Origin of the sequence: Amycolatopsis sp. NPDC006131 (assembly GCF_040614175.1) — a bacterium.
Lineage (GTDB): Bacteria > Actinomycetota > Actinomycetes > Mycobacteriales > Pseudonocardiaceae > Amycolatopsis_E > Amycolatopsis_E tucumanensis.
Window position 1 is genome coordinate 101,121 of the sequence record NZ_JBEXTX010000008.1, and the last position, 25,408, is coordinate 126,528.

A 25,408-nucleotide genomic window follows, 5' to 3' on the forward strand; every position below is an offset into this window, starting at 1 on the left:
GACTGCCATGCCTGACCAATGCCAAGTTCGGCTCGGCCATGCCCTCTGGCGCATAGCTCGATGGCTGGTTACGCTGCGCCAAACCACCCGGGAGGAACGCACGGTGAGCCTCGACAAGCTGCTCGACGGCCGGTTCAAGATCCGGCACCTCGTCCTGATCACCACGATCGCCGAGGAGGGCAGTCTCGTCGCCGCCGCCAGGGCGCTCCACGTCACCCAGCCCGTCGTCACCCGGAGCCTGCGCGAGATCGAAGACGTGCTCGGGGTCGCGCTGTTCACCCGCGGTCCGCGCGGTGTGCGGACCACGCCGTTCGGCGACATGGTGCTCGAACACGCCCGCGCCGTGCTCGCGAACCTGCGCCGCGTCAGCGAGAACATCGAACACATCCAGCGCGGCGGCGGCCGTCCCGTGCACGTGGGCACCAACCTCGCCGGATCGTCCGGGTTGCTCCCGCAGGCGCTGGCGGAGTTCAAGCGCACCCGGCCCCGGACCCAGGTGACCGTCGTCGAAGGCACCGCCGACGACCTGATCAAGGCGTTGCGCCGCAACGAGACCGACTTCGTGGTCGGCAGGCTCACCCGGGATCTGGCCACCGCCCCCGACCTGCGGCAGCAGCCGCTCTACGACGAGCCGGTCCGGATCGCGGTGCGCCGAGGTCATCCCGCCGCGCGGGCGTCGGAACCGGCCATCGAGCACCTGGTCAAGTACCCGTGGATCCTCCCGGGCCCGGGAACCCAGCTGCGTCTCGCCCTCGACACGGAGTTCAGCTCCCGCGCGCTGCCGCCGCCCGCGGACCTCATCGAGTGCAGCACCTTCCTGACCATTCGCGAGATCCTCCTGGCCACCGATGCCGTCGCGCCCCTGCCGCTGCTCATCGCCAGGCGGGACGAACACCTCGCGGTGCTGCCGACTCCGCTGGCCGGCGTCGCGGCCTCGATGGGGGTCGCTCAGCTGGCGGACGCCTCGGTCGGCGAGAACGCGCGTGCGCTCCTGACCCTGATCCACCGCACCGCGCAGGACATCAACATCGAGCTCGGCATGGAGCCGTGAGCCGCGCTCCGGGCTATAGCCGGCCTGCTATAGCCCGGACAGGAACGGCATTAGCCCCGTCGCCGCCGTGCGTTCAGGATTGCCAGTCAAGGCCGGACCGCCACCGGCCCGGTCGCCCGAGACCCCAGCTGCGCACGGGAGCAGACATGTGCGACATCCTCTCGACCGCCCCGCACCGAAACGTTTCCCGCGGCGCTCACGGCCCCAGCTTCGGCGACCTCCGCCACTAGCAGTCCGCTCATTCACCGGGCGCCGCCCGCAGCGCCCCGAGGACGTCACGGTCGACCGGAGCGGCTGCCCGCCATCCGAAGGAGGAACGCATGCCCCACAGCAACTCACCAGCCATTCCCGCCGATCAACGAAAAGGTCAGGCCGGATCGATCCGCCGGGTCGCGGCCGCCAGCCTCGTCGGCAGCGCGCTGGAGTGGTACGACTTCTTCCTCTACGGTACTGCGGCCGCACTCGTGTTCAACAAGCTGTTCTTTCCCGGGGCCGACCCGACGATTGGAACACTGGCGGCGTTTTCGACCTTCGCGGTCGGTTTCGTCGCCCGCCCCATCGGCGGCGTGATCTTCGGGCACTTCGGAGACCGGGTCGGGCGCAAGGCGATGCTCCTCATCACGCTGGTGATCATGGGGGTGAGCACCACCCTCATCGGAGTCCTGCCCACCTACGACCAGATCGGGATCCTGGCGCCGATCCTGCTGGTGGCCGTCCGCATCGTGCAGGGCATCGCGGTCGGCGGCGAGTGGGGCGGGGCGGTTCTGCTGATCAGCGAGCAGAGCACGAGGAAGCGCCGCGGTTTCTACTCGGCCTTCAGCCAGACGGGCGTGACGCTCGGATACGTCATCTCCGCCGCCGTGTTCGCGATCTTCGGCACGCTCCCGCAGGACGACTTCATGTCGTGGGGATGGCGCGTGCCGTTCCTGCTGAGCATCGTCCTGGTGGGCGTCGGCCTGATCATCCGCACCCGCATCAGCGAAACTCCGGAGTTCGAGAAGGCCAAGAACTCGGACGAGGAACTGCCGCGCCTGCCGGTCGTCCAGGTCCTCAAAGAACAGTGGCGATCGGTGCTGCTGGTCATCGGCGCCAGGATGGCCGAGAACGGCGGATCGTACGTGCTCCTGGTCTTCTCGCTGGCGTACGGCACGCGGATCGGCCTCAGCACCGGGCTGATGCTCACTGCGGTGATCCTCGCCAACGCTCTCGAGACGGTGACCATCGTCGCGTTCGGTGCGTTGTCGGACCGCATCGGCCGGCGACCGGTCTACATCATGGGCGCGGGCGGCCTCATCCTCTGGGCCTTCCCGTTCTTCTGGCTGCTGAACACGAAGAACCCGGTCCTCGTCTGCCTCGCGGTGGTCGTCGCGGTGAGCGTCTGCCACGCGGCGATGATCGGGACGCAGCCGAGCTTCTTCACCGAACTGTTCACCACCAAGGTCCGCTACAGCGGACTCGCGCTGGGACACGAACTGTCCGGCGTCTTCGCCGGTGGCTTGGCCCCGTTCATCGCCACGGCGCTGCTGGCCTGGCAGGGCTCGTACTGGCCGGTGGCGGTGTACTTGGCGCTGCTCAGCGTGATCACCGTGGTCACCGTGATCCTCGCCCCCGAACCGACGCGGCCGTCCCGCGTTCGGTCCCGCAGCGGAACGGCCGCCGCACACGGCGAGTAGCCCGGCGCGCGGCTCCGCGCCACGGTCTCGGCCACCGACGCGGCCGGGAAGGAGGCCACCGCGGCGTTCGTCTGGTTCGTTTTCCGCTGACCCGAAGAAGCGGTGCCACCCCAGGGACGGGGTGGCACCGCCGCCCACGGTCAGCTTTCCGCGGCGCAGAAGGTGTCGTCCGGCCGCTTCCCGCTCACCAGGTACTCGGTCACGAGCGCGTTCCCGCACTTGTTGGGTGCGAACAGGTAGGCTCCGTGCCCGCCCTGGTCGATCGTGATCATCCGGGCACGCTCGCCGAAGGCCGCGCGCAGCTTGCGGGCCCCGGACAACGGCGTGCCCGGGTCGCGCTGGTTCTGCACCATCAGGACGTTCGCCGGGCCGTGGCCGGTGATCCGCACCCGCGGCTCGGCGGGCGGCGCCCAGTACGCGCACGCCGCGATGTTCGCGCTCGCCGCGCCGATCAGCGGGTAGCGGATCCGGTCGACGGCCACGTCCAGCTGGTAGCTCGCGATCGAGCGCGGCCACGCCGAGTCGCCGCAGGTCACCGCGAACCGGGACGCCAGCAGGTTTTCCACCCCGGTCACCGGTTCCGCCGGCGGTTTCGGGGCCCGGCCCTGCTCGAGCCCCTGCCAGTCCTCGGCCAACTTCGTCAGGTCCGTCGAGTACAGGCCTTCGAACGTCAACCCGCGGAAGGTCGAGCCCGTGATGCCCTCGACCGGGGTGCGGTCCAGCCGCGCGGCCAGCTCGTGGAACTTGGCCCTCACCTGCGCGGGCGTCGTGCCGAGCCCGTACTCCGGGTGCTTCGCCGCGAAGGCCGCGAAGTCGGGGAACCGGTCCTCCATGCCCCGCCCGAAGCCGCGCATCGCGTCGATGTCGTAGCCGCCCGGACCGAGGTTGCTGTCCAGCACGATCCGGTCGCTGCGCTCGGGGAACAGCGTCGTGTAGACCGCACCCAGGTAAGTCCCGTAGGACGCGCCCAGGAACGACACCTTCGGCTCGCCGAGCGCCGTCCGGATGCGGTCCATGTCCCGCGCGGTGTTCGCCGTGGTGATGTACGGCAGCATCGATCCGGTCTCCGACCCGGCGCACTGCTCGGCTTCCCGCTTCGCGATCGCGGCTTGCTTCACGACGTCGGCCGGCCCGTTCGGGTACGGCAGGTTGCCGACCGCGATCTGCTCCGGCGTCAGGTCGCACGTCACCGGCGTGCTGTGCGCGACCCCGCGCGGGTCGAACCCGATGATGTCGTAGGAGTCGAGCACGTCCTGGGGCAGCTGCACGTACTTCAGCAGCTGCGGGTAGTCCAGGCCACCGCCGCCGGGGCCGCCCGGGTTGGTCAGCAGCACGCCCCGACGCTTCTCCGGGTTCTTGCTCGGCAGGCGCGACACGGCGACGTCGATCGTCCGCCCGCCCGGGTCCCGGTAGTCCAGCGGGACGTTCACTGTCGTGCACTGCAGGTCCGGCGTCGGGAACGCCCCCGCCGGGCACGGTCCCCAGGTCAAGGTGCTCGGTGCGGCGGAGGCCGCGGGCACGGCGGTCGTCGCGCCGAGCACGGCGATCGCGGCCACCAGCAAAGCTTTGCGCATCGGAATTCCTTTCGTGCGCACCGCGCTCAGCGGCGCGGTTCCCAGCGGAAGAGCCGCGTCGCCAGCACGACCGCGACGAAGACCCAGGCCAGGGTCGGGGCGAAGAGGAGCAGGGAGCCGGCGGCCGGTTTCCCGCCGTTCCACGCGTCGAGCACCAGCTCGGCCGCCGAACCGCCGGGCAGCAGCCGCTTGAGCAGCGTCAGCTCGCCGGTGCCGGTGAGACCGACCCAGCCGGCCACCGCGATCACCCCGACGCTGATCGGCAGCGTGGTCACCTGCGCGTGTTCCGGCGAGTTCGTCAGCCCGGCCGTGGCCAGGCCCAGCGCGAGCATCATCACCACGGTGGCGACGACGGCGGCGGCCAGCAGCAGCGGGTTCGCCGGCTTCCCCGTGACCACGGCCAGCACCGCGAGCAGCACGGCGATCTGGACCACCGCGATCGCGGTGACCGGCAGCAGCAGTCCGCCGAGGATCGCGGCGTCCCCGGCCGCGGTCGAGCGCAGCCGCTTGAGGAACAGGTTCTGCCGGCGGGCGGCCAGCGTCGTCACCGTCGTGGTGTAGAGGCCGATGCCCAGCACGAAGAACAACGTCAGCGTCGCGATGTAGCCGAGGCTCCCTATCTCCGTGAAGGCGTCGTGCCGGGCGATGAAGAACGCGCTGAGCGCTGCCGGCAGCACCAGCGCGGTGACCAGCACGAGCCGGTTCCGGAAGAGCTGGATCAGCTCGCCGCGAGCGATCGTCAACACGGTTGCTCCTCTCAGGAGTTTTCGATGGCGCGGAAGACGTCGTCGAGCCGCGTCGGCCCGGCCCGCAGGTCGAGCAGCTCCACGGCTTGGTCCTGCGCCCAGGTGAGCAGCGTGTGCAGGTCCTTCTGCAGGCCGAAGGTCTCGACGAGGAACTTGCCGTCCACGCCCCGGGTGGCGAGCAGCGGCGGCGACGGCGCGTGGGCCGGGAGTCCGAAGTGGATGGTCGAGGGCAGCGTCCGGGTCAGCTCGGCGACGGTGCCCTCGCGGTGGAGGGCGCCCTGGTGCATGAGCCCGATGCGGTCGGCGCGCTGCTGGGCTTCCTCGAGGTAGTGCGTGGTGAGCACGACGGTCGAGCCGTCGTCGCGCAGTTTGTCGACGGCGTCCCAGAGCGCGTCCCGCGACTGGATGTCGAGGCCGGTGGTGGGCTCGTCGAGGAAGACCAGCTCGGGCGTGCCGTAGACGGCGGTGGCGAAGTCGAGCCGCCGCTTTTCCCCGCCCGAGAGCTGCCCGACCTTGGTGCCTGCCTTGCGGGTGAGGGCGGCCACGTCGAGCAGGCGCCCGATGTCGTCATGCCGTCCGGTGAGCCGCCCGACCAGCCCGACGGTCTCGCGCACGGTCAGGTCGGCGGAGAACCCGCTTTCCTGCAGCATGATCCCCACCCGTGGGCGGACGGCGGCACGGTCGCGGGGGTCCTTTCCGAACACCCGCACGGCACCCGAGCTGGGCGCGCGGTGCCCTTCGACTGTCTCCAGGGTCGAGGTCTTGCCGGCGCCGTTCGTGCCGAGCAGGGCGTACAGCTCCCCGCGATCCACCTGGAACGACAGGTCTTTCACGGCGGGGAAGCCGCCGTAGGTGAGGGTGAGGCGATCGACGTCGATGACCGGTGTCGTGGACATGCCTCGAATTCCAGCGTGGACCGGCGCGGCCCGGCAGTGCGGCGGCGTCACCCGGATACATGACGTGGTGTCACTGGTGGTGCCCGCTCAGCCGGATACGCTCGGCTGGTGGAGGTGCCGACGATCGCGCGCAGGACGTCCTGGACCGGCGGGAAGGTCCAGGAACGCCTGCGCCGGCTGAACCTGATCACGACCGTCCCGCCCCTGGCGCTCGTGGGCGTGTTCCTGCTGCTGGTGAGCGCCCGGTCCGGGTGGCACGTCGTCATCCAGGTCGTAGGGCTGCTCGCGGCGCTGGCGACGGCCGAACGCTGGACCGCGGGTGACTACCTCCGCGTGGCGCGGCCGAGTCTGGTCGTCACCGCCGTGGTGTGGCTGGCCGGGTCCCTGACCGACGACACGGCCGCGTTCTTCGGGCTGTCCGTCGTGGGGTCGTACCTCATCCCGCCCCTGCCCCGCCGCCGGCTCGCCGCCCTGGCCGGGCTGACGGTCCTGATCGCGGGGCTGGGCGCGGCGAACGTCCTCGTGCACGACGACCGGATCGGCTGGCGGTTGTTCCAGTTCGCCGCCGTGCCCGCGGCGGCCACGCTGGTCTCGACCGCGTTCATGTTCGCGAGCCAGCGCTTCTTCGACCTGATCGCGGAACTCGAACAGTCCCGCGAGCGCGACGCCGACCTCGCCGTCACGCGGGAACGGGTGCGCTTCGCGTCCGACCTGCACGACATCCAGGGGCACACCCTGCACGTGGTGAAGCTGAAGGTGGCGCTGGCCGAGAAGTTGCTGGACCGCGAACCGGCGCGGGCGCGCGAGGAACTGCGGGAAGTGCACGACCTGGTCGGCGACACCATCGTCCAGACCAGGGAACTCGCCTACGCCCAGCGGCGGCTGAACCTGTCCGCCGAGCTGGAGAACGCCAAGAACCTCTTCGAGGCCGCGGGGATCCACGTCCGCGTCGCGCGCGAGTCCGAAGTGGACGCCACCGCGGGCGAACTGCTCGGCCAGGTGCTGCGCGAGACGACGACCAACATCCTGCGGCACGCCGAAGCCCGCCAGGTGGGGATCACGCTCACCCGGCGCGGGATCGCGATCGTCAACGACGGCGCCCCGGACACCGGCCCGCTCGAGCTCGGCGGGCTCGCGGTGCTCCGGCAGCGCTTGGCGGAGCACGGCGCCGAGCTGGAAGTCTCGCACTCCGGCGGCCGTTTCCGCACCGCGGCGGCCTTCCCCGCGCCGAAGGAGGCCCGACGATGACGACGGTGGTGCTCGCCGACGACGAAGCCCTGCTCCGCAAGGCACTGGCCGCACTGCTGCCGCTGGAAGACGAGATCACGGTGCTGGCCGAGGCCGACGACGGCGAAACGGCGGTCGCGGCCACCCTCGAACACCGGCCGGACGTGCTGGTCATCGACCTCGAGATGCCCCGCGTGGACGGGCTCGGCGCGGTCGAGGAGATCCGCCGGGCCCGGCCGGAGCAGGTGATCCTGATGCTGACCCGCCACGCTCGCCCCGGCGTGCTCCGCAAGGCGCTGAAGCTCGGCGTCCAGGGCTTCGTCAGCAAGGCGGCGGAACCGGCCCACATCACCTCGGTGATCAAGACCCTGCACGCGGGCAAGCGCTGGATCGACCCGGACGTCTCGGCTCTCGCCGTCGTCGACGACTGCCCGCTGACCGACCGCGAGCTGGACGTGCTGCGCGCGACCCGTGAGGGTTTTTCGGTGGCCGACATCGCCGGGCAGCTGCACCTCGCGGAGGGCACGGTCCGCAACTACCTGTCCAACGCGATGCAGAAGACCCAGACCCGCACCCGCCACGAGGCGGCCCGGTACGCCCGTGAGCACGACTGGCTGTAGCCGATCGACCCGAATGGCGCCGAGGGCGATCAGCCGTTGGCACTCCGCCTCGACTGCCGTCATCCCCTCGGCCCCCTGCCTGCCGGTGCGGCCCTGACGTCGAGGGGCGGTCTTGTCCTCCGGCACCGAACTGGTGCTCACCGGACGGGCTGGCCTGCTCCCCCGACCCGCAGCAGCGGGAGCACCCGCGTGGCGAAGTCGCCGGCCAGCCGCCTCGGCAGGTCGTAGGAACCCACGTGCTGCAGCAGGACCGCCGCCACCCCACGGTCGCGCAGATCGGCGAGCCGGGCGGCGATCGCCTCCGCAGCGCCGTACAAGCAGAACCGGCGGGCGAACGCCTCCGCCGCGTCATCGTCCACAAAGGGCTCGCTCGCCCGGACGGCTTCCTCCCACGACTCCGCGTGCAGCAGGTCGGGGTGGACCTCCGGCAACGCCGCCGGCACGCGGACGTCGATGCCCGCCCGCGCGAGGAACGACCCGCCGCCGTTGGACGCGATGCTCAGGCACACCGGCTTCAGCTCCCGGGCATCGCGCGCCACCGAATCGGTGACCCGGCAGAAGGCCGACACCGTGACCGGGACGCCACCGCGCCCGGCGGCGGCGACCTGGGCGAGGGCGGCCGTCAACGGCTCGGCGGCCACCCCGGACAACAGGATCGCCCCGTCCCCGATCTCCCCCGCCAGGCGCAGGTTCCGCGGTCCGCTCGCCGCGATGTGCACCGGAACGGGCACCGGGTCGCGCATCCGGGCGACGCCGGATCCTCCGTCCACATCGGACAGCAGCCGCCGGATCACCTCGACACCCGCGCGCAGGCCGGCCCGGGTCGACGGGGTGAGCCCGGCCGGGACGACCGAGCTGTTGCCGACACCGACACCGAGCACGAACCGGCCGGGCGCGAGCTCGGCCACGGTCCGCGCCGCGCCCGCCACCACCGACGGGTGCCGGGTCACCACGTTCGTCACGGCCGTGCCCAGCGTGATGCTCGAGGTCGCTGCGGCGGCCGCGGCGGCGGTCGCGAAGACGTCCCGCCACAGCAGCTGCGAGTCCGGGAACCAGGCCTGGTCGAACCCGGCGCGCTCGACCTCCCGCGTGAAGTCCGCGATCTCGGGAACCGGGGCGCACGGCGGGATGCGGATGCCGATCTTCACGCCGGCACCCCCGCCCGGGCGGTTCCGGTGGCCGGCACCTCGGCCGGCGCTTCCCGCAGCAGCAGTCCGGCCACGAGGCTCACCGCCGAGGCCGCCGCCATGTACCCGGCGATCGCCACCCACGACCCGGTCGACTCCAGCAGCGACGCGCTGACCGCCGGGGCGAAGGCGTTGCCGGCGATGGTGCCGACCGTGAACCCGATCGCCATGCCGCTGAACCGCAGCGAAACCGGGAACGCCCGGGAGAAGAAGACCGGGAACATCGCGTAGTTGCCCGAGTACCCGGCGAACAGCAGCGCGAAGCCGAGCAGCATCAGCCCGTGGTTCCCGGTGCCGAGCAGCGGGAACCACCCGAACGGCAGCACGACCATCGCGGCCGCCGTCGCCGTGAACACCGTTCGTGCCCCGACCCGGTCGGCGAGCCTGCCGTAGAGCGGCGCGCCGATCACGACCACCACGAGCGCGGGCAGCAGGACGCCGAGCGTCGTGGAGGTGCCCAGCCCGAGCGCGGTCTGGCCGTAGGTGAGCACGTAGACCGAGGCGACGGTGAACACCACGCCCGCCCCGACGGTCGCCAGTGTCACCAGGACCACCGTGCCGCCGCAGCGGCGCAGCACGTCGACCAGCGGCAGCTTGCGGACCGAGCCGGTGACCTGCACGCCGGCGAACTCCGGGCTCTCCCGGAGCCGGAGCCGGATGACCAGCCCGGCGACCACCAGCAGGACGCTGAGCAGGAACGGGACCCGCCAGCCCCACGCCAGCAGGTCGTCCTGCGGCAGCTGTGCCACCAGCAGGAACGCTCCGTTCGCGAGGATGGTGCCGACGGCCGTGCCGGTGTTGAGGATCCCGCCGAGCAGGCCCCGCCGGTGCTCCTCGGCGTGCTCGACGGTGAGCAGCACCGCGCCACTGGTCTCGCCGCCGAGCGACACGCCCTGCACGATCCGCGCCACGACGAGCAGCACCGGCGCCGCGATACCGATCTGCCCGTAGGACGGGAGCAGCCCGATCGCCGTGGTCGCGACGCCCATCATCAGCAGCGTCGTGACAAGGATCGACTTGCGTCCCATCCGGTCGCCGAGGTGGCCGAACAACAGCGCGCCGAGAGGACGGGCGACGAAGCCGACCCCGAAGCTGGACAGCGAGATGAGCGTTCCCACCACCGGATCGGCGGCCGGGAAGAAGATCTTCGGGAACAGCAACGACGCCGCCAGGCCGTACAGGGCGAAGTCGTAGTACTCGATGGTCGTGCCGAACCAGCCGGCGAGCGCGGCCCGGACCGGCTGCCGGTTCGGCGTGGTAGCTGCTGACAACGATCCCTCCTCACCCCGGCCGGGCGTGCTTGCCGGGTGGACGCACTCTGCGTCGTCACGCGGGTCTTGGCCAACCCGCGGTCCGGTGAGCGGACCGGACCCGGCCCTGGTGATCCGCTCAGCGGGCCGCGCTCCGCAGGAAGGGCAGGACCGCGGCGGCCACGTCCTCGGCCTTGTCCTCCATGAGCGCGACCGTGCCGTCGATGACCGCGCGCCCCACCGCCGCGGCGCCGGTGAGGTTGCGGGCCAGTGGTTCCAGCGCGGGCAATGAGAACGGGTCACCGGTGGCGCCGACGAGCAGCACCGGCGCCTCGACGAGTTCGATGCGGTGCTCCATCTCGTAGCGGGCGCACGCGAGGTGCCCCTCGCGGGGGTCGACGCCGGGGGCGAGCGCGTCCCGGACGAAGCGGTCCAGCAGGGCGGTCGCGCCGGGCGGGTAGTACGGGCGCCGCTGGTCCCACCACGTGAGCAGGTGGGCGCCACCGGGGTCGCGGGGCGCGTCGTCGACACCGGGCCCTGCGGCGTGGGAGGCGCGGTAGGCCGCGTCGGCCCAGGGGGTGGAGGAGAGCACGAGCGCGGAGACCCGGTCCGGCGCCGCGGCGGCGATCTCGACCGCGACGACGCCCCCGGTGTGGTGCCCGATGATGGCGGCCTTCCGGAGCCCGAGCGCGTCCAGGGCGGCGAGCGTGCCCCGCGCGTAGTCCTCGATCCGCTGCGGCGCGGGCAGCGGCGTGCTGTTGCCGAAGCCGGGCATGTCGATCGCGATCGTGCGGTGGTGGGCGGCCAGGAGCGGTTGCAGCTCGCGGAACTCGTCCAGCGAGCGCGGAGTCTGGTGCAGCAGGAGAACGGCGGGCCCATCCCCTTGCTCGGCGTAGTGCACCTGCCCGCCGGGCGTGGCGGCATACCCGTAGCGGACGGCGTGGACGTCGGTCATGCCGATCACCGTCGGATCCCGGCGAGGCGGAGTCAACGGAGGTGGTCCGGTGACCGGAAAGCCCGGCCGGCTAAGACGGATCCGCCTCCCACGGGTTGAGCACTCGCAGACCGACTCCGGAGAAGTCCTCGACGTTCCGCGTGGCGAGCGGGGCGCCGTAACAGCGGCAGATGGCGGCGATCTGCGCGTCTGCCATGCTGATCGGCCGCCCGGCCCGTTCCCGCCCGGCGACGATGCCCGCGTACTGCTCGGCGGCGGCATCGTCGAAGGGCAGAACTTGCTCCTGGAAATCCTCGGTCAGCAGCTCCGCCACGCGCACGATGAGCTGATCGCGACGCTGCCCATCAGGCAGCCGCTCCGCTCCGTACCGCAGTTCCGCCGCGGTCACGGCCGTGATGAACACGTGCTCGGCGGGATGACCGTCGACCCAGTCCACGACGGAGGGTTCGGGAGCGCGCCGCATCAACTCGGACACGACGTTCGTGTCGAGGACGATCACTCGTCGAACGCCGCGGCACGCGCCGGCTCCGCCCGGCGCGGCGGTTCCAGCTCGACCTCGTCACCCGCGAAGCGGCGGCGGATCCTCGTCGCCATGCCGACGCCGGACGAGGGCCGGGTCAGGACCGACCGGAGGATGTCACGCACCTCGGCCTCCATCGACCGGCCGTGCTCGGCAGCGCGCACCCGGAGCGCCGCTTTCAAGTCGTCGTCGAGGTCACGGATGGTCAACGTCGCCAAGCTGCTCACCTCCTGATCGCAATGCTTTCAATGCTAGCACGGTGGTGGTGCTGGTCACCTCGCCTCGGATCCGGAAACACAGGTGTAACCGGCGGTGAACGCGCACTGGACTCGGCTCCGTCAGGCTGGTGATAATCACGCTCGATCCCGGCCCCGGTGAGGAGGCGCCATGTCGTCGCAGGATGCCGCCCGCCCGAACTCGGTGCTCGGCAAGGCCCAGCTGCTGCTCGGCGCGTTCGAATCGGGCGCCTACCAGCTCGGGCTGACCGAGCTCAGCCGCCGGTCCGGGGTGCCGAAGGCGTCGGCCTACCGGCTGGCCCAGGAGCTGGTCGAGTGGGGGCTGCTGGAGCGGCGGGGCGACTGCTACCAGCTCGGGCTGCGCGTGTTCGAGCTCGGGCAGCGCGTGCCGGCCTCCGCGGTGCTGCGCGCCGTCGCCCGGCCCGCGCTGGCCGACCTGTTCGCGGCCACCCGCGCCACGATCCACCTGGCCGTGCTCGACGGCGGGCACGTCCTGTTCCTGGAGAAGGTGGCCGGGGAGGCCAACATCCACTCGCACTCGCGGATCGGCGGGCGCCTGCCCGCGCCGAGCACGGCGACAGGCAAGGTGCTGCTGTCCACGGCGCCCGACCTCGACGAGCAGCTGGACCACTACCGCCGGGCCGGGTTGCCGCACCTCACCTCCCGCACCGTGTCGTCCGTGGACGCGCTGCACAAGCAGCTGGTGGCGGTCCGCGCCCAGGGGTTCGCCCTCGAAAGCGAGGAGACGATGCCCGGCGTCGGCAGCCTCGCGGTGCCCGTGACCGGCGCCGACGGCACCGTGCACGCCGCGGTGTCCACCACCGCACCGGTGTCGCGCCTGGTGCCGCGGCGGCTGCTGCCCGAGCTGCGCTCCGCCGCCGCCACCATCGCCCGTGCGCTGGACCGGGCCTTGCTGACCGCGTCCGAGGTGCGCAACGAGCCGTTCACGGTGGCGCCCGCCCCGGTGAAACGGGTGGCAGGCTGAGCGGTCCGCTGACCGATCGGCTGCTTGGCCGCACCGGTGGCCCGCCCGACGATCACCGGGTGGATGACGAACGCACCCCGCTCGACGTGCTGGAATGCCGGTCGCGTCAGGATCCGGACCGCGAGCTGGTCCGCTTCGAGAACGACTCGCGCCTGCGGATCGGCGACCTGGACGAAGGCTCGCGGACGCTCGCCGCGCGACTGCGGCTCCCGCCCGGCACGCGGGTCCTGACCTGCCTGCGACCTGGCCCCGCCGCGGTGGAACTGATCTTCGCCCTCGCCCGGCTCGGCGCCGTGGAGGTGCCGCTGGCCCTCGACATCCCCCTTGCCGCCGCCGAGGCACTGCGGCGGGACACCGGCGCCACGCTCCTGATCGCAGGCACCTCCGCGCTCGCCGCGAACCCCGCCCTGGCCACGCTGCCGGCCCGGATCGTGCTGGTCGCCGAGGACGACCCCGGACCGGCGGGACACCCGTTCCTCGACGAGCTGCCCACCGGTCCCCTCACCGAGCACCGCCCCCGGCCCGGTGACGCACTCGCCGTGCTGTCCACTTCGGGCACCACCGGCCGCGCCAAGGCCGCCGAGCTCCCGCACTTCGCCGCCCTGCGCCACGCTCGCCGGGTGGCCGCGACGATGCGGTACGGACCCGCCGACGTGCTGCTCAACGTCTTCCCGTGGCACCACGTCAACGTCCGGCACACCGCGCTCCTGCCGGCGCTGCTGACCGGTGCCCGGCTGGTGGCGCACCGGCGGTTCTCGGCGTCGCGGTTCTGGGACGTCTGCCGCGCCGACGGGGTCACGGCGTTCAACTTCATGGGCGCGATGCTGGCGATCCTCGACCGGCGGCCCGCCACCGCCCGCGACCGCGACCACGCCGTCCGGCTGGCGTACGGCGCCCCAGCGCCCGCCGAACTGGCCGCGCGGTTCCACGCCCGCTTCGGAGTGCGCGCGCTGGAGGCCTACGCGAGCACCGAACTCGGCGACGTCGCCACGAACACCCCGGATGACTGGCGCCCCGGCACCGCCGGCCGGGTGGTCCCCGAGTACGAGGTCGCGATCCTCGACGAGGCCGGACAGCCGCTGCCACCTGGGCACACCGGGCAGATCGCCGCCCGGCCCCGGCTGCCGCACGTGACCTTCCGCCGCTACGCCGGCGACCCCGAAGCGACCGCCGCGGTGCTGCGGGACGGCTGGTTCCGCACCGGCGACCGGGGCCGCCTCGACCCGGAGGGCTACCTCACCTTCGCCGGGCGGCGGGGCGACGTGGTTCGGCGGCGGGGCGAGAACATCGCGACCTGGGACGTCGAGCAGGTCCTGCGCGCGCTGCCCGGCGTGGAGGACGCCGCCGCGGTCGGGGTCGCCTCCGAGCTGACCGAGGAGGAGATCCTCGTCGTGCTGGCGACCAGCGACCACAGCCTGGACGGCCCCACCGTGCGGGACTGGTGCCGCACCCGGTTGCCGCGCCACGCGCTGCCCCGCTACGTGCGCATCGCGCGCGAGCTGCCGCGCAACGGCAGCGGAAAAGTCGTGAAGGCGCTGCTGCCCACCGCTCCCGATGAGTCCACTTGGGACGCGGAGCGCCGGTCCGCCCAGTGAACCGGATCCGGATCCCCCGGACCCGGACCTGCCTACGGTGGACCGACGATCCCCGTTCCCGACTGGAGGAACCCTTGCGCGTACTCGACCTCACCGACGAACTGGCCAGGCAAGGCGCGCGCCTGCTGGTCGGGCTCGGCGCCGACGTCGTCCGCGTGGATCCGGACGACGACCTGGACGAGGCGGCGCGGATCCACTGGCACGCCGGGAAAAAACTGGCGTGCGACGCCGATCTCGACGCGCTCGCGCGGAACGCGGACGTCGTCCTGGAAAGCGGCCCGGTCGCGAAGCTGCGCGGCCTCGACGCGGACGGGGGCTCGCGGTGGCCGCACGCCGTGCACGTCGTCGTCACCCCCTTCGGGCTCACCGGCCCGTGCCGCGGCTGGACCGGCGGCGACCTGGTGCTCGCGTCCGCGGGCGGGATGACGTGGCTCGGCGGGAAGCCCGGCGAGCAGCCGAAACCACCGCCGCGGGAGCAGGCCTGCCAGCTCGCCGGCGCGCACGGCGCGATCGCGGCCCTGCTGGGCGTGCTCGCCGGACGCGGCCAGCTGGTGGACGTTTCGGCGCAGGAGGCGGTCGCGGCCACTCTGGAGACCGGCGCGATCTCGTGGATCCACGCGGGACGGTTCCCGGTCCGCAACGGCGGCGTCTACGAGCACGTCGCGCACCGGATCTTCGCCGCCGCCGACGGGTACGTGGCCGGCGGCTACTCGGGCAGCGAGCGGATGTGGACCGGCCTGCTGGCGTGGCTGGCCGAGGAGGGCGAGGCCGGCGACCTGCTCGACGAGCGGTTCGCCGATCCGATGGTGCGGTGGGCGCAGCGCCCGCACGTCGACGAGGTGATCGCCCGGTTCGTCGCGAAGCGGACCGCGCGCGAGGTGGCCGAGCAGGGCCGCGCCCGGTCCCTGCCGTGGGCCGAGGTGACGCCGCCCGCCGAGCTGACCGGAAACCCGCAGCTGCGCGACCGGCGGTTCTTCGTCTCGATCGGCGGCACCGAGGACGCCGGCTTCCCGTGGAACGCGCCCGGCCTGCCCCGGCCGGTGACCCTGTCCCCGCTCACGGAAGGCACCTGGACCGGCCCGCGGCAACGACCCCGGGCCGCGAAAGCCCGCGCCCTCGACGGGGTGCGCGTGCTGGACCTGACCTGGGTGCTGGCCGGACCGTACGCCACGAGGATCCTCGCCGAGCACGGCGCCGACGTGATCAAGGTCGAGTCGCGGCACCGGCACGACCCGACCCGGTTCTCCCCGTCGATGCGGCTGCGGCCGGACGCCGGCCCGGACGATTCGGGCTACTTCCTGAACTTCAACCGCGGCAAGCGCAGCGTCGCCCTCAACCTGCGCACCCCGGACGGGCAGGCGATCCTGCGCGAGCTGGCCGCCCGCTGCGACGTCGTGGTCGAAAACTTCAGCCCGGGCGTGCTGGCCAAGTGGGGCCTGGACTACGAGTCCCTGCGTGCGCTCAACCCGCGGGCGGTCCTGGTCTCGATGTCCGGCGTCGGGCACACCGGGCCGTGGCGCACGGCCGTCACGTTCGCCGACACGCTCGCCGCGATGTCCGGCCTGTCGGCCGAAACCGCCGATCCCGGCGAGCCGCCGCAGGGCCTGGTGTTCGGGCTGGGCGACATGGTGGCCGCGAACGCGGCGGTGCTGGGCGCGCTCGACCTCCTCGTGCGCGGCGAGGGCGGCCACGTCGAGTTGTCCCAGCTGGAGGCGATGGCCGCGACGATGGGCCCGGCCGTGCTCGACCGCGGCGAACCCGCCGGCACGGCCGCGCACCCGAACCGGTCGCGGCTCGCGGTGCCGCACGGCGTCTACCCCGCCGCCGGGGACGACCGGTGGATCGCGATCACGGCCCAAGACGACGACCAGTGGGCGGCGCTGCGGGACCTGGCCGGCCTGCCCGGCGACGGCGACCTCGCCCAGCGCCGTGCGGCCGAGGACGAGATCGACGCCGCGCTGGCCGCGTGGACGCGCGGCCAGGACGCCGAACAGCTCGCCGCGCGGCTGCAGGCCACCGGCGTGTCCGCCGCCGTGGTCGCCACCGGACGGGACCTCGTCGAGGGCGACGAGCACCTGGCGGCGCGCGGCTTCTACCAGCGGCTGACCCACCCCCTGGCGGGTGACGTGCTGCACGAGGGGATCGTCGCCCGCCTGTCGGCGACCCCGGGTGCGCTGACCTCGCCCGCTCCCCTGCTCGGCCAGCACACGGCGGAGGTCCTGCGCGAACTGCTGGACCTCGACGACGACCGCCTGGCGGCCCTGCGCGCCGCCGGGGTCACCGAATGAGAGGAGTGCGGATGCCAGTCCTGACCACGACCCGGGACGCGGGCGTGGCGACGATCCGGATCGACCGGCCCCCGGCCAACGCCGTGGACCCGGCCATGATCGAGGAGTTCGGCGAGGTGCTGCCACCGCTGGTGGACGACCCGGACGTGCACTGCCTGGTGATCACGGGCACCGGGCGGTTCTTCGTGGCCGGCGCGGACATCGCCGTCATGCGTGACCTGTCCGAAGCCAACCAGGTGAAGATGCGCGGCTGGATCGACGTGCAGCGGGCACTGGAACGCGCACCGAAGCCGGTGATCGCGGCGATGAACGGGCACGCGCTGGGCGGCGGGGCGGAGCTGTCGCTGGCGTGCGACCTGCGGATCCTGTCGGCGTCGGCGACCTTCGGCTTCCCGGAGATCGCGCTCGGCCTGTTCCCCGGTGCCGGTGGCAGCCAGCGGTTGCCGCGCCTGGTCGGGCCGCACGTGGCGAAGCGCCTGATGGTCGAGGGGAACCGGCTGACCGCCCAGCGCGCCCTCGAACTCGGGCTGGTGGACCGGGTCGTGGACGCGGCGGACTTCGACAGGGTCGTGGCCGAGGAGGCCCGGCGCCTCGCGGCGAAACCGACGGCGGCGATCGGGCTGCTCAAGCGCGTGGTCGACGAGGGTTACGGCCTGCCGGTCGAGGAAGCGATGCTGTGCGAGGAGAAGGGCGTGATGGAGCTGATCCGCACGGCCGACGCGGCCGAGGGTCTGCAGGCGTTCCTGGACAAGCGGCCACCGAAGTTCACCGGACGCTGAAACCACGAAGGGCGGTGCCGGTTTCCGGCACCGCCCTTCGTGTTTCAGTACTGCGCCACCATCGGCGTGTCCACCCCGAGTTCGCCGACCTTGGCCGCGCCGCCCGGGTCGCCCAGCGGCGCGTCGCGTCCCGGCAGCGGCTCGGTGAAGAACTCGATCGAGTCGGTGACGAACACCGCCTTGCTCTGATCACCGCGGGCCTTGCGGTCGACGAAGATCGCGTCCACCGGGCACTCGGGCTCGCAGGCGCCGCACTCGATGCACTCGTTGGTGTTGATGTAGCTCTTGCGGTCGCCGACGTAGATGCAGTCGACGGGGCAGACGTCGAGGCAGGCGCGGTCGGTGACGTCGATGCAGTTGGCGCCGATGACGTAGGCCATGAGTTTTTCCTTCCAGGTTCAGGAGTTGTCGGTCGAGTGACCGGGGAACAGGGACAGCTCCGGGTCGAGCGCGACCGCGGCGTTGTTCACCGCCGTGGCGACCTCACCGAACCCGACGGACATCAGACGCACCTTGCCCTCGTACTCGGTCACGTCCCCGGCCGCGTACACGCCGTCCACGCTGGTGCGCATCCGCGTGTCGACGAGGATCGAGCGGCCGCGCAGCGCCAAGCCCCAGCCGGCCAGCGGCCCGAGGTTGCTGACGAACCCGAGCGCGGCGATGACACTGTCCACTTCGTACACCCGCGGCGCGTCCTCGCCACGCACGCGGACGTGCGCCGACCGCAGGACCTCGTCCCCGGTCAGCGCCTCCACCTCGGCGTCGGTCACGATGCACGTGCCACCTTCGGTGACCGCGGTGACACTCGCGGCGTGCGCGCGGAACGCCGGACGCCGGTGCACCAGGGTGACCGACTTCGCGATCGGTCCCAGCGCCAGCGCCCAGTCCACCGCGCTGTCCCCGCCGCCGACGACGAGCACGTTCTGGCCGGTGTGCGCCCGCGGGTCGGTGACGAAGTAGCTCAGGCCGCGGCCGAGGAACTCCTCCCCCGCGGGCAGCTTGCGCGGGGTGAACGTGCCGATCCCGGCCGTCAGGATCACCGCGCCGGCGTCCACGACCTGCCCGTCGGACAGGGTGACGTGGCAGCGGCGGTCCACGTGGGCCAGCGACACCGCCTGCCTGCCCAGCAGGTACTCGGGATCGTAGCGGCCGGCCTGCTCGAGCAGCGCCGCCACGAAGTCGCGGCCACGCACCCCGGGCAACCCGGCGACGTCGAGGATCTCCTTCTCCGGGTACAGCGCAGAAATCTGCCCGCCTGCCTGGGGCAGCCCGTCGACGACGACGGTGCGCAGTCCGCGGAACCCGGCGCAGTAGGCGCCGTAGAGCCCGGTGGGGCCGGCACCGACCAGCAGGATGTCGGTGACGATGGGGGTGGGTGGCATGGGCCGACCTCCGTCGGAGTCGTGAGTGGACGGACCTGCGCACGGTAGGCACGCCCGCCGGGCGGAGCCACGGATCGCGGACCGGTGAACGGAACAGGCACCGGATTCCGGATCGCGGTCCGGTGAGCGGACCCGGCGCGTTGGTCGCACGCCACACCGGTGGTGGACTCGCTCACGGCTTCACACAACGGATTGGGAGCGGTCATGAGCGTGCAGAACGGGGAGCAGGTCACCACCACCCCACGTCGTCGCAACCAGCGGGCGACGAAACTCCCGGGGCGCCAGGACTGGTCGAGCTGGCCGCACTACCAGGCCGCCGCCGCCGGGTTCCGCGGCTACTGGTACCCGGTCGGCTACTCGTCGCAGTTCACTGGCAAGCCGAGGCAGATCACCCTGCTCGGGGAGAAGATCGTCGTGATCCGCGACCGCGGCACGGTCTACGCGCTGAAGGACCGGTGCCCGCACCGCGGCGTGCCGCTGTCCGAAGGCAACCAGCAGTTCCCCGGCACGATCTCGTGTCCCTACCACGGCTGGACGTTCGACCTGAAGACCGGCAACCTCGCGGCCGCGATCACCGACGGCCCGTCCTCCCCGATCTGCGGCAAGGTCACCCAGCCGACCTACCCCGCCGAGGAGCGCCTGGGAATGGTGTGGATCTTCGTCGGCGACGGCGAGCAGCCGCACCCGATCGACGAGCAGCTGCCCGAGGAGCTGGTGGGCAACGCCGCGGTGGTCGGATCGCGGATCCAGCCGCGCGAGGGGAACTGGCGCTTCGCGTGCGAGAACGGCTACGACGAGGGCCACGCGAAGTACCTGCACCGCACGGCGCTGTGGCGGCTGTTCAAGCCGATGCCGGTGTGGAACGAGACCCGGATCATCCAGCGCGGCCGGTGGATCTACCGGGTGCAGGACAAGCAGTACTGGACCGCCGACTTCCCCGGCCTGGGCCGCTGGGACAACCAGGCCTGGTTCAAGCTGAAGCCGCCGAAGGAGGTCGCCAACATCGGCAACACCATCAGCCACCGCGAAACCAACCCGGTGATCGCGGCGCAGGAGTTCCCCGGCTTCGCGTCGGTGAGCATGCCCGGCGTGCTGCGCATCGTCTACCCCACCTTCATCCACTACGAGTTCTACGTGCCGGTGGACGCCGAAAACCACCTCTACGTCGGCGTGATGGCGAGTTTCCAGCGCGGCTGGCGGGCGCTGCCGTTCTACGCCAAGTACCTCGGCTTCGTCCGCTGGCTGTTCCATGGCCAGTTCTCCGGGCAGGACAAGTGGATGGTCGAGGTGACCGACGCACCGCCGGAGAAGCTCTACCGGCCCGACGACTCGCTGCTCAAGTGGCGCAAGCTCGCCGAGGACACCTGCGAGGAGCGGGTGGAGCGGCTGGCCGGGCAGGGCATCACCGTCGCCGTGCCGGAGGTGGACTGATGGCGCGCGTGGTGCTGGGTGTGGGCGCGTCGCACTCGACGCTGATGAACACCCACTGGGACAAGGTCGTGCACACCGACCGCGCCGAGCGCTTCCGCGACGCACTGCGCGAAGCGCGCGACGAGATCGCCGCGGCGGCGCCGGATGTCGCGATCATCGTGGGCTCCAACCACTTCCGCGGGTTCTGGCTGGACATGATCCCGTCGTTCACGCTCGGGGTCGGCGAGGTCATCGCCTCCGGGGAGGCGAAAACGCCGTCCGGGCCGCAGAAGACGGCCCCGGAGTTCGCGCAGCGGCTGGCCGGGGACCTCGTCGAGCGGGGCACCGAGGTCGCGATCTCCGCGCGCCTGCAGATCGACCACGGCCAGACCCACGCGATCCAGTACCTGCTCGACGGCATCGACGTGCCGGTGGTGCCGCTGGTGGTCAACGTGTTCGCCGCACCGCTGCCGCGCCCGGACCGCTGCGCCGAACTGGGCCGCAACCTCACCGCCGCCATCGAGGCGCTGCCGGCGGACCTGCGGGTGGTCGTGATCGCGTCGGGCGGGCTGTCGCACCAGCTGCCCTGGCCCGACGACTGGCGCGCGCCCGAGGGCGCGGACGAGGAGTTCCTCGTGGAGGCTTGGCTCAACGGGCGGGGCGACTGGGAGCGCTACGACGGCCGTCGCCGCGAGATCATCACCGCTGCCCGCCCGGTGCTGTTCCCCGAGTTCGACGAGGCCTTCCTGGCCGACCTGGAACGCGGCGAGCTGGCGAAGTACACCGCGATGACCGCCGCGGAAATCGGCGAGCTCGCCGGCAACGGCGGGCAGGAACTGCGCAGCTGGCTCGTGATGGCCGCCGCGCTCGGGTTCGCCCCCGGCCGCGCGCTGGCCTACTCCCCCATGCCGGAGTGGCTGACCGGGATGGGGGTGGCGGTGATCCGGCCGTGACCGCCCTCGACGCGGTGCTGGCGCAGATCACCGAGGACCGGCTGCGGGCGGCGGCGCGGGCGGTCGCGGCCGTGCCGAGTCCCACCGGCCGGGAAGCCCCGCTCGCGCGGTTGCTCGCGTCCCGGCTCGCGGCAGCCGGGTTCGCCGCGCAGGTCCAGCACCTCGACGAGTTCCAGGCCAACGCCGTCGGCCGGCTCCCCGGCTCGGGCGGCGGTGCGGACCTGATGCTGTACGCGCCGATCGACACACTCACCACGGGACAGTCCGAACTGGACGTACCCTGGATCGGTCCGGAGCTGCGGCCGGACATGCTCCCGGAAGCACGGGACGAAGGCCCGTTCGTCTCCGGCCTCGGCGCGAGCAACCCGAAGGGACACGCCGCGTGCCTGCTGGTGCTGGCCGAGGCGCTGGGCGCGGTGCGGCCCGAACTGGCGGGTGACGTCGTGGTGGCGTTCGGCGCCGGCGGGATGCCCACGAACGCCATCGAGGCGCCGGGGTACCCGGCGCGGGCGAACACCGGGCACGGCGCGGGCTGTTCGTTCCTGCTGGAACGCGGCTGGCACACCGACCACGCGGTGATCGCCAAGCCGGGCGACTTCGTCGCGCACGACGAGGTCGGGCTGTGCTGGTTCGAGATCACCGTCCCCGGCATCCACACCTACGCCGGCAGCAGGCACCGGCTGCCCTACCGCAACCCGATCGTCACCGCCGCGGACGTCGTGACCCGCCTGGAGAAGTGGCTGGCGGACTACCCGGCACGGCACCGCACCGGTACCGCGCTGCCGCAGGGCGTCATCGGTTCGATCGCCGGGGGCTGGGAGCGGATGCTCGCGGTCACCCCGGCGGCGTGCCGGATCCGGCTGGACGTGCGGATCGAGCCCGGCACCAGGCCGCTGGCCGTCAAACGGGAACTGGCCGCGTTCCTCGCCGGGCTGGACCCCGCTCTCGGCCTGGAGATGGTGCTCGCGATCCCCGGCACCAGCACCCCGCCGGACGCGCCGATCGTGCGTGCCGCGATCGAGGCGTGGGAGCAGACCTCGGGCCGTCCGCACGAGCCGGTGCCGGACAACAGCGGCGCCACCGACGCCAACATCCTGCGCGCCCGCGGCATCCCCACGGCCCGTGTCGGGATGCCGAAGATCACCTCCGACGAGTTCGAGGTGGATTTCAGCCGCGGCATGAACACCGTCGACGTGCGCGCGATGCGCCGCCTGTGCGAGGTGCTGGCGCGCACGACCCTGTCCACCACCGGGAAGGAAGCAGCATGACCCCACCACCGGAAAGCCACTACGCCGAGGCCGGCGGCATCACCTACCACTACCACGACCTCGGCTCCGGACCGGACACCGTGTTCCTGCACGGCGGCGGCCCCGGCTGCACCGCGTGGAGCGACTTCGGGCCGGTGGCGCCGCTGTTCGCCGCGGACCGGCGGTGCCTGCTGGTGGACATCCAGCAGTACGGCCGTTCCGCCAAGACACCCATCACCGGGCCGATGTGGGACCACCACGCGGCCAAGACCGTGGCACTGCTGGACACCCTCGGCGTCGAGCGCGCCGACTTCGTGTGCAACTCCTGGGGCGGCACGATCGCGCTCAACCTCGCCGCGAAGTACCCGGACCGGGTGGGCTCGCTCGTCGTCACCGGGAGCATGCCGGTCTTCTACGGCCCGCTCGCACCGCTGCCCGAAGGCGGCCGCCGCGGCCGCAACGCCCGCGACGCCTACTACGGCGGCGAGGGCCCGACGCGGGAGAAGATGCGCCACCTCATCACCACCCTGGAGTGGTACGACGGGGACAAGCTGCCCGAGGAGACCCTGGACCTGCGGTACCAGCAGAGCCTCGACCCCGGCGAGCGTGAGCTGGCCGCGATGTCGGACTCGCCGCGCGGCGACTGGCAGGACCTGACGGACGAACTGGGCCGGATCCAGGCGCCGGTGTTGTTCATCTGGGGCATGCAGGACGCGTTCCTCACCCCCGACTACCCGCTGATGCTGGCACGCATGGTCCCGAACGGGAACCTGCACGTCATGGACCACGTCTCGCACCACCCGCAGGAGGAACGCCCGCACGCCTACCACGCGGTGGTCGACGGCTTCTTCCGTTCCCTCGTCGGAGAAGGGGTTCCCGCATGAGAGTCCTGTTCGCCCTGTCCCTGACCGCCGTCGCGGTCGCGGCGCTGCGCAAGCTCGCCGCCGGCAGCAACACCCAGGTCCACCGCATCAACACCAAGGAGCACCAGTGAGCATCTGGACCGAACTGAGCCCGATCCCCTTCCGCGTCGAGTACGTCGACGCCGCCGGCGTGCCCACCCGCACCCTGCGCGCCGGGAACCCGGACGCCGAGGCGGTCGTGTTCCTGCACGGCACCAGCGGGCACCTGGAGGCGTTCGCGCGCAACATCGTGGCGCACAGCGAGTTCGACGTGCACGCGATCGACATGCTCGGCCACGGCTACACCGGCAAGCCGGCCCGCCCCTACGAGATCGCCGACTACGTCGGTCACCTCCTGGACTACTTCGACGCGGTGGGCATCCGGGCCGCGCACATCGTCGGCGAGTCGCTCGGCGGCTGGGTCGGCGCGCGGGCCGCGATCGAGGCGCCGGAGCGGGTGCTCAGCCTGCAGCTGCTGTGCGCGGGCGGCACCGTGGCCAACCCCGAGGTGATGGACCGGATCCGCACCAGCACGCGCAAGGCGGTGGAGTCCGACGACGTCGAGCTGACCCGCAAGCGGCTGCGCCTGCTCATGGCGAGCGCGGAGAACGCCACGGAGGAGCTGGTGGAGGTCCGGCACGCGATCTACCACACGCCGGAGTTCGTGGCCAATGTGGACAACCTCCTGTCGTTGCAGGACATGGAACGGCGACAGCGCAACCTGCTGCGGCCGGAGCACCTCGCGCGCATCACGCAGCCGACGCTGATCGTCTGGGGGCGGCAGAACCCGTTCGGCGAGGTGCCCGAGGCCTCGGCGATGCACGAGAACATCCCGGGGTCCCAGCTGGAGCTGTTCGAAGACTGCGGGCACTGGCCGCAACACGAGCAGGCCGCCCGCTACAACCCGCTGAGCCTGGAGTTCCTGCGCAAGGCTTCCACCCGATGAGGGCGGCGCGGTTCCACGCCTGGGGCTCCGCGCCCGTGGTGGACGACGTGCCGGAACCGGTGCGCGGCGCGGGCGAGGTGCTGGTCGGGATCACGGCGGCGGCGGTGGCGCACCTGGACACCACCGTGGCGGGCGGGAACTTCGACCTCAAACCCCCGCTGCCCTACGCGGGCGGCGTGGAGGGCGCGGGCACGGTGCTCGAGTGCGACGCGGACTCCGGTCTGGAACCGGGGATGCAGGTGATGCTGCGTGGCGGCGGTCTCGGCCTGTTGCGCGACGGCACCTGGAGCGAGCGGCTGAGCGTGCCGGTCAAGGCCGTGCGGCGGCTGGAGTCCCCGCTGCCGCCCGAGGTCGCGGCCACGTTCTTCGTCCCGGCGACCACCGCGTTCGTGGCCCTGCATGACGTGGCCCGGCTGGGCGCGGACGAAGAGGTGGTCGTCGTCGGCGCGGCCGGCGCGGTCGGGTCGATGGTGGCCCAGCAGGCGCTGCTCGCGGGCGCGAAGGTCACCGGTGTCGTCGGGCACGCGGACCAGCTGGCCGGCCTGCCGGACGGGGTGCGCGGCGTGAGCCTGGACTCGGACGACGCGGCCCGGCTGACCGCGGACCGCCCGGCGTCCCTGCTGGTCGACACCCTCGGCGGCGACGGGCTCGTGGCCCGCACCCGCTGGGTCCGGCCGGGTGGCCGCGCGGTGGTGATCGGCTACGTGACCGGCACCGAGGTGCGCGTCGACCTGCCGTCCTGGCTCCTCGACGACGTGGCGCTGATGCCGGTCAACATGATCCGGCGGGAGCGCCGGGCGCGGGAGATCGCCGGTGACCTGGTGAAGCGGCTGTCCGCCGGTGAGCTGGAGGTGGCCGTGCAGCGGTACGACCTGGCCGACGCCGCCGCCGCGGTGGCGGACCTGCGGGCCGGGCGGGTGCGCGGCCGCGCGGTGCTCATCCCGTAGTGCCGGGTCCGGTCAGCGGACCGGTCCGTTGGCCGGGCC

Annotated in this window: 24 protein-coding genes; 14 read left to right on the forward strand and 10 right to left on the reverse strand. The window is 72.4% G+C overall.

The genetic code is table 11. The annotated features are described in order from the left end of the window. Positions 1-103 precede the first annotated feature (103 nt). On the forward strand, positions 104-1,051 hold the full coding sequence (locus tag ABZ215_RS07560) for a LysR substrate-binding domain-containing protein (protein ID WP_354948536.1): 948 nt from the start codon (positions 104-106) through the stop codon (positions 1,049-1,051). Between the two features lie 320 nt (positions 1,052-1,371). Further along, positions 1,372-2,724, forward strand: a complete 1,353-nt coding sequence (locus tag ABZ215_RS07565; RefSeq protein WP_354948538.1) for an MFS transporter — start codon at positions 1,372-1,374, stop codon at positions 2,722-2,724. A gap of 140 nt (positions 2,725-2,864) precedes the next feature. Here ABZ215_RS07565 and ABZ215_RS07570 read toward each other — a convergent pair whose 3' ends face one another. Genes ABZ215_RS07570 through ABZ215_RS07580 form a run of 3 tightly spaced genes read right to left on the reverse strand, consistent with a single transcriptional unit; the run spans position 2,865 to position 5,940 of the window. Continuing rightward, positions 2,865-4,298, reverse strand: a complete 1,434-nt coding sequence (locus ABZ215_RS07570; RefSeq protein ID WP_354948540.1) for an alpha/beta hydrolase — start codon at positions 4,296-4,298, stop codon at positions 2,865-2,867. Positions 4,299-4,324: 26 nt separating this feature from the next. After that, on the reverse strand, positions 4,325-5,044 hold the full coding sequence (locus ABZ215_RS07575) for an ABC transporter permease (protein ID WP_354948542.1): 720 nt from the start codon (positions 5,042-5,044) through the stop codon (positions 4,325-4,327). Between the two features lie 11 nt (positions 5,045-5,055). Next, entirely contained in the window at positions 5,056-5,940 is an 885-nt protein-coding gene (locus ABZ215_RS07580) for an ABC transporter ATP-binding protein (protein ID WP_354948544.1), read from the reverse strand. 108 nt (positions 5,941-6,048) lie between these two features. On the opposite strand from ABZ215_RS07580, the gene ABZ215_RS07585 reads away from it, so the two are divergent. Together ABZ215_RS07585 and ABZ215_RS07590 are read left to right on the forward strand one after the other, a co-directional pair. Continuing rightward, positions 6,049-7,188 carry a histidine kinase gene (locus ABZ215_RS07585; RefSeq protein ID WP_354948546.1) on the forward strand — a complete coding sequence of 380 codons (1,140 nt, stop codon included), beginning with the start codon at positions 6,049-6,051 and terminating at the stop codon, positions 7,186-7,188. Continuing rightward, a complete protein-coding gene (locus tag ABZ215_RS07590) occupies positions 7,185-7,787 on the forward strand; it encodes a response regulator transcription factor (protein WP_020415857.1) in 603 nt (200 codons plus the stop codon). The genes ABZ215_RS07585 and ABZ215_RS07590 overlap by 4 nt, the downstream gene beginning before the upstream one ends. Positions 7,788-7,924: 137 nt before the next feature. On the opposite strand, the gene ABZ215_RS07595 is transcribed toward ABZ215_RS07590, so the two are convergent. The 5 genes from ABZ215_RS07595 to ABZ215_RS07615 form a co-directional block, all read right to left on the reverse strand. Further along, positions 7,925-8,935 carry an LLM class flavin-dependent oxidoreductase gene (locus tag ABZ215_RS07595; RefSeq protein WP_354948548.1) on the reverse strand — a complete coding sequence of 337 codons (1,011 nt, stop codon included), beginning with the start codon at positions 8,933-8,935 and terminating at the stop codon, positions 7,925-7,927. Further along, positions 8,932-10,245, reverse strand: coding sequence for an MFS transporter (locus tag ABZ215_RS07600; protein WP_354948550.1), 1,314 nt, complete (start codon positions 10,243-10,245; stop codon positions 8,932-8,934). Before ABZ215_RS07600 ends, ABZ215_RS07595 begins: the two co-directional genes overlap by 4 nt. A gap of 118 nt (positions 10,246-10,363) precedes the next feature. Further along, positions 10,364-11,179, reverse strand: coding sequence for an alpha/beta fold hydrolase (locus ABZ215_RS07605; protein ID WP_354948552.1), 816 nt, complete (start codon positions 11,177-11,179; stop codon positions 10,364-10,366). 70 nt (positions 11,180-11,249) lie between these two features. After that, the gene (locus tag ABZ215_RS07610; RefSeq protein WP_354948554.1) at positions 11,250-11,678 is read right to left on the reverse strand and encodes a type II toxin-antitoxin system VapC family toxin; all 429 of its coding nucleotides are present in this window, start codon (positions 11,676-11,678) and stop codon (positions 11,250-11,252) included. Next, entirely contained in the window at positions 11,675-11,917 is a 243-nt protein-coding gene (locus tag ABZ215_RS07615) for a plasmid stabilization protein (RefSeq protein WP_354948556.1), read from the reverse strand. Before ABZ215_RS07615 ends, ABZ215_RS07610 begins: the two co-directional genes overlap by 4 nt. Positions 11,918-12,086: 169 nt before the next feature. On the opposite strand from ABZ215_RS07615, the gene ABZ215_RS07620 reads away from it, so the two are divergent. The 4 genes from ABZ215_RS07620 (at position 12,087) to ABZ215_RS07635 (ending at position 17,582) form a co-directional block, all read left to right on the forward strand. After that, positions 12,087-12,920, forward strand: coding sequence for an IclR family transcriptional regulator (locus ABZ215_RS07620; RefSeq protein WP_354948558.1), 834 nt, complete (start codon positions 12,087-12,089; stop codon positions 12,918-12,920). 59 nt (positions 12,921-12,979) lie between these two features. Continuing rightward, entirely contained in the window at positions 12,980-14,515 is a 1,536-nt protein-coding gene (locus tag ABZ215_RS07625) for an AMP-binding protein (RefSeq protein ID WP_354948560.1), read from the forward strand. A gap of 74 nt (positions 14,516-14,589) precedes the next feature. Continuing rightward, entirely contained in the window at positions 14,590-16,803 is a 2,214-nt protein-coding gene (locus ABZ215_RS07630; protein ID WP_354948562.1) for a CoA transferase, read from the forward strand. An 11-nt stretch (positions 16,804-16,814) separates the two neighbouring features. Further along, a complete protein-coding gene (locus ABZ215_RS07635) occupies positions 16,815-17,582 on the forward strand; it encodes an enoyl-CoA hydratase (protein WP_354948565.1) in 768 nt (255 codons plus the stop codon). A 44-nt stretch (positions 17,583-17,626) separates the two neighbouring features. On the opposite strand, the gene fdxA is transcribed toward ABZ215_RS07635, so the two are convergent. Continuing rightward, positions 17,627-17,962 (reverse strand): ferredoxin, encoded by a 336-nt coding sequence (gene fdxA / locus ABZ215_RS07640; RefSeq protein WP_354948567.1) that lies wholly within the window; start codon positions 17,960-17,962, stop codon positions 17,627-17,629. A gap of 18 nt (positions 17,963-17,980) precedes the next feature. Then, positions 17,981-18,964 carry an NAD(P)/FAD-dependent oxidoreductase gene (locus ABZ215_RS07645; RefSeq protein ID WP_354948569.1) on the reverse strand — a complete coding sequence of 328 codons (984 nt, stop codon included), beginning with the start codon at positions 18,962-18,964 and terminating at the stop codon, positions 17,981-17,983. 204 nt (positions 18,965-19,168) lie between these two features. Between ABZ215_RS07645 and ABZ215_RS07650 the strand changes: the two genes are divergently transcribed. From ABZ215_RS07650 to ABZ215_RS07675, 6 genes are all read left to right on the forward strand, one after another. Further along, positions 19,169-20,395, forward strand: a complete 1,227-nt coding sequence (locus tag ABZ215_RS07650) for an aromatic ring-hydroxylating dioxygenase subunit alpha (RefSeq protein WP_354948571.1) — start codon at positions 19,169-19,171, stop codon at positions 20,393-20,395. After that, the gene (locus ABZ215_RS07655; protein WP_354948573.1) at positions 20,395-21,327 is read left to right on the forward strand and encodes a hypothetical protein; all 933 of its coding nucleotides are present in this window, start codon (positions 20,395-20,397) and stop codon (positions 21,325-21,327) included. Before ABZ215_RS07650 ends, ABZ215_RS07655 begins: the two co-directional genes overlap by 1 nt. Then, positions 21,324-22,595 carry a peptidase dimerization domain-containing protein gene (locus tag ABZ215_RS07660; RefSeq protein ID WP_354948575.1) on the forward strand — a complete coding sequence of 424 codons (1,272 nt, stop codon included), beginning with the start codon at positions 21,324-21,326 and terminating at the stop codon, positions 22,593-22,595. Before ABZ215_RS07655 ends, ABZ215_RS07660 begins: the two co-directional genes overlap by 4 nt. Next, positions 22,592-23,458 carry an alpha/beta hydrolase gene (locus ABZ215_RS07665; protein WP_354948577.1) on the forward strand — a complete coding sequence of 289 codons (867 nt, stop codon included), beginning with the start codon at positions 22,592-22,594 and terminating at the stop codon, positions 23,456-23,458. The genes ABZ215_RS07660 and ABZ215_RS07665 overlap by 4 nt, the downstream gene beginning before the upstream one ends. Before the next feature lie 106 nt (positions 23,459-23,564). Next, the gene (locus tag ABZ215_RS07670; protein WP_354948579.1) at positions 23,565-24,422 is read left to right on the forward strand and encodes an alpha/beta fold hydrolase; all 858 of its coding nucleotides are present in this window, start codon (positions 23,565-23,567) and stop codon (positions 24,420-24,422) included. Then, positions 24,419-25,369, forward strand: a complete 951-nt coding sequence (locus ABZ215_RS07675) for a zinc-binding dehydrogenase (protein WP_354948581.1) — start codon at positions 24,419-24,421, stop codon at positions 25,367-25,369. Before ABZ215_RS07670 ends, ABZ215_RS07675 begins: the two co-directional genes overlap by 4 nt. Positions 25,370-25,408 lie beyond the last annotated feature (39 nt).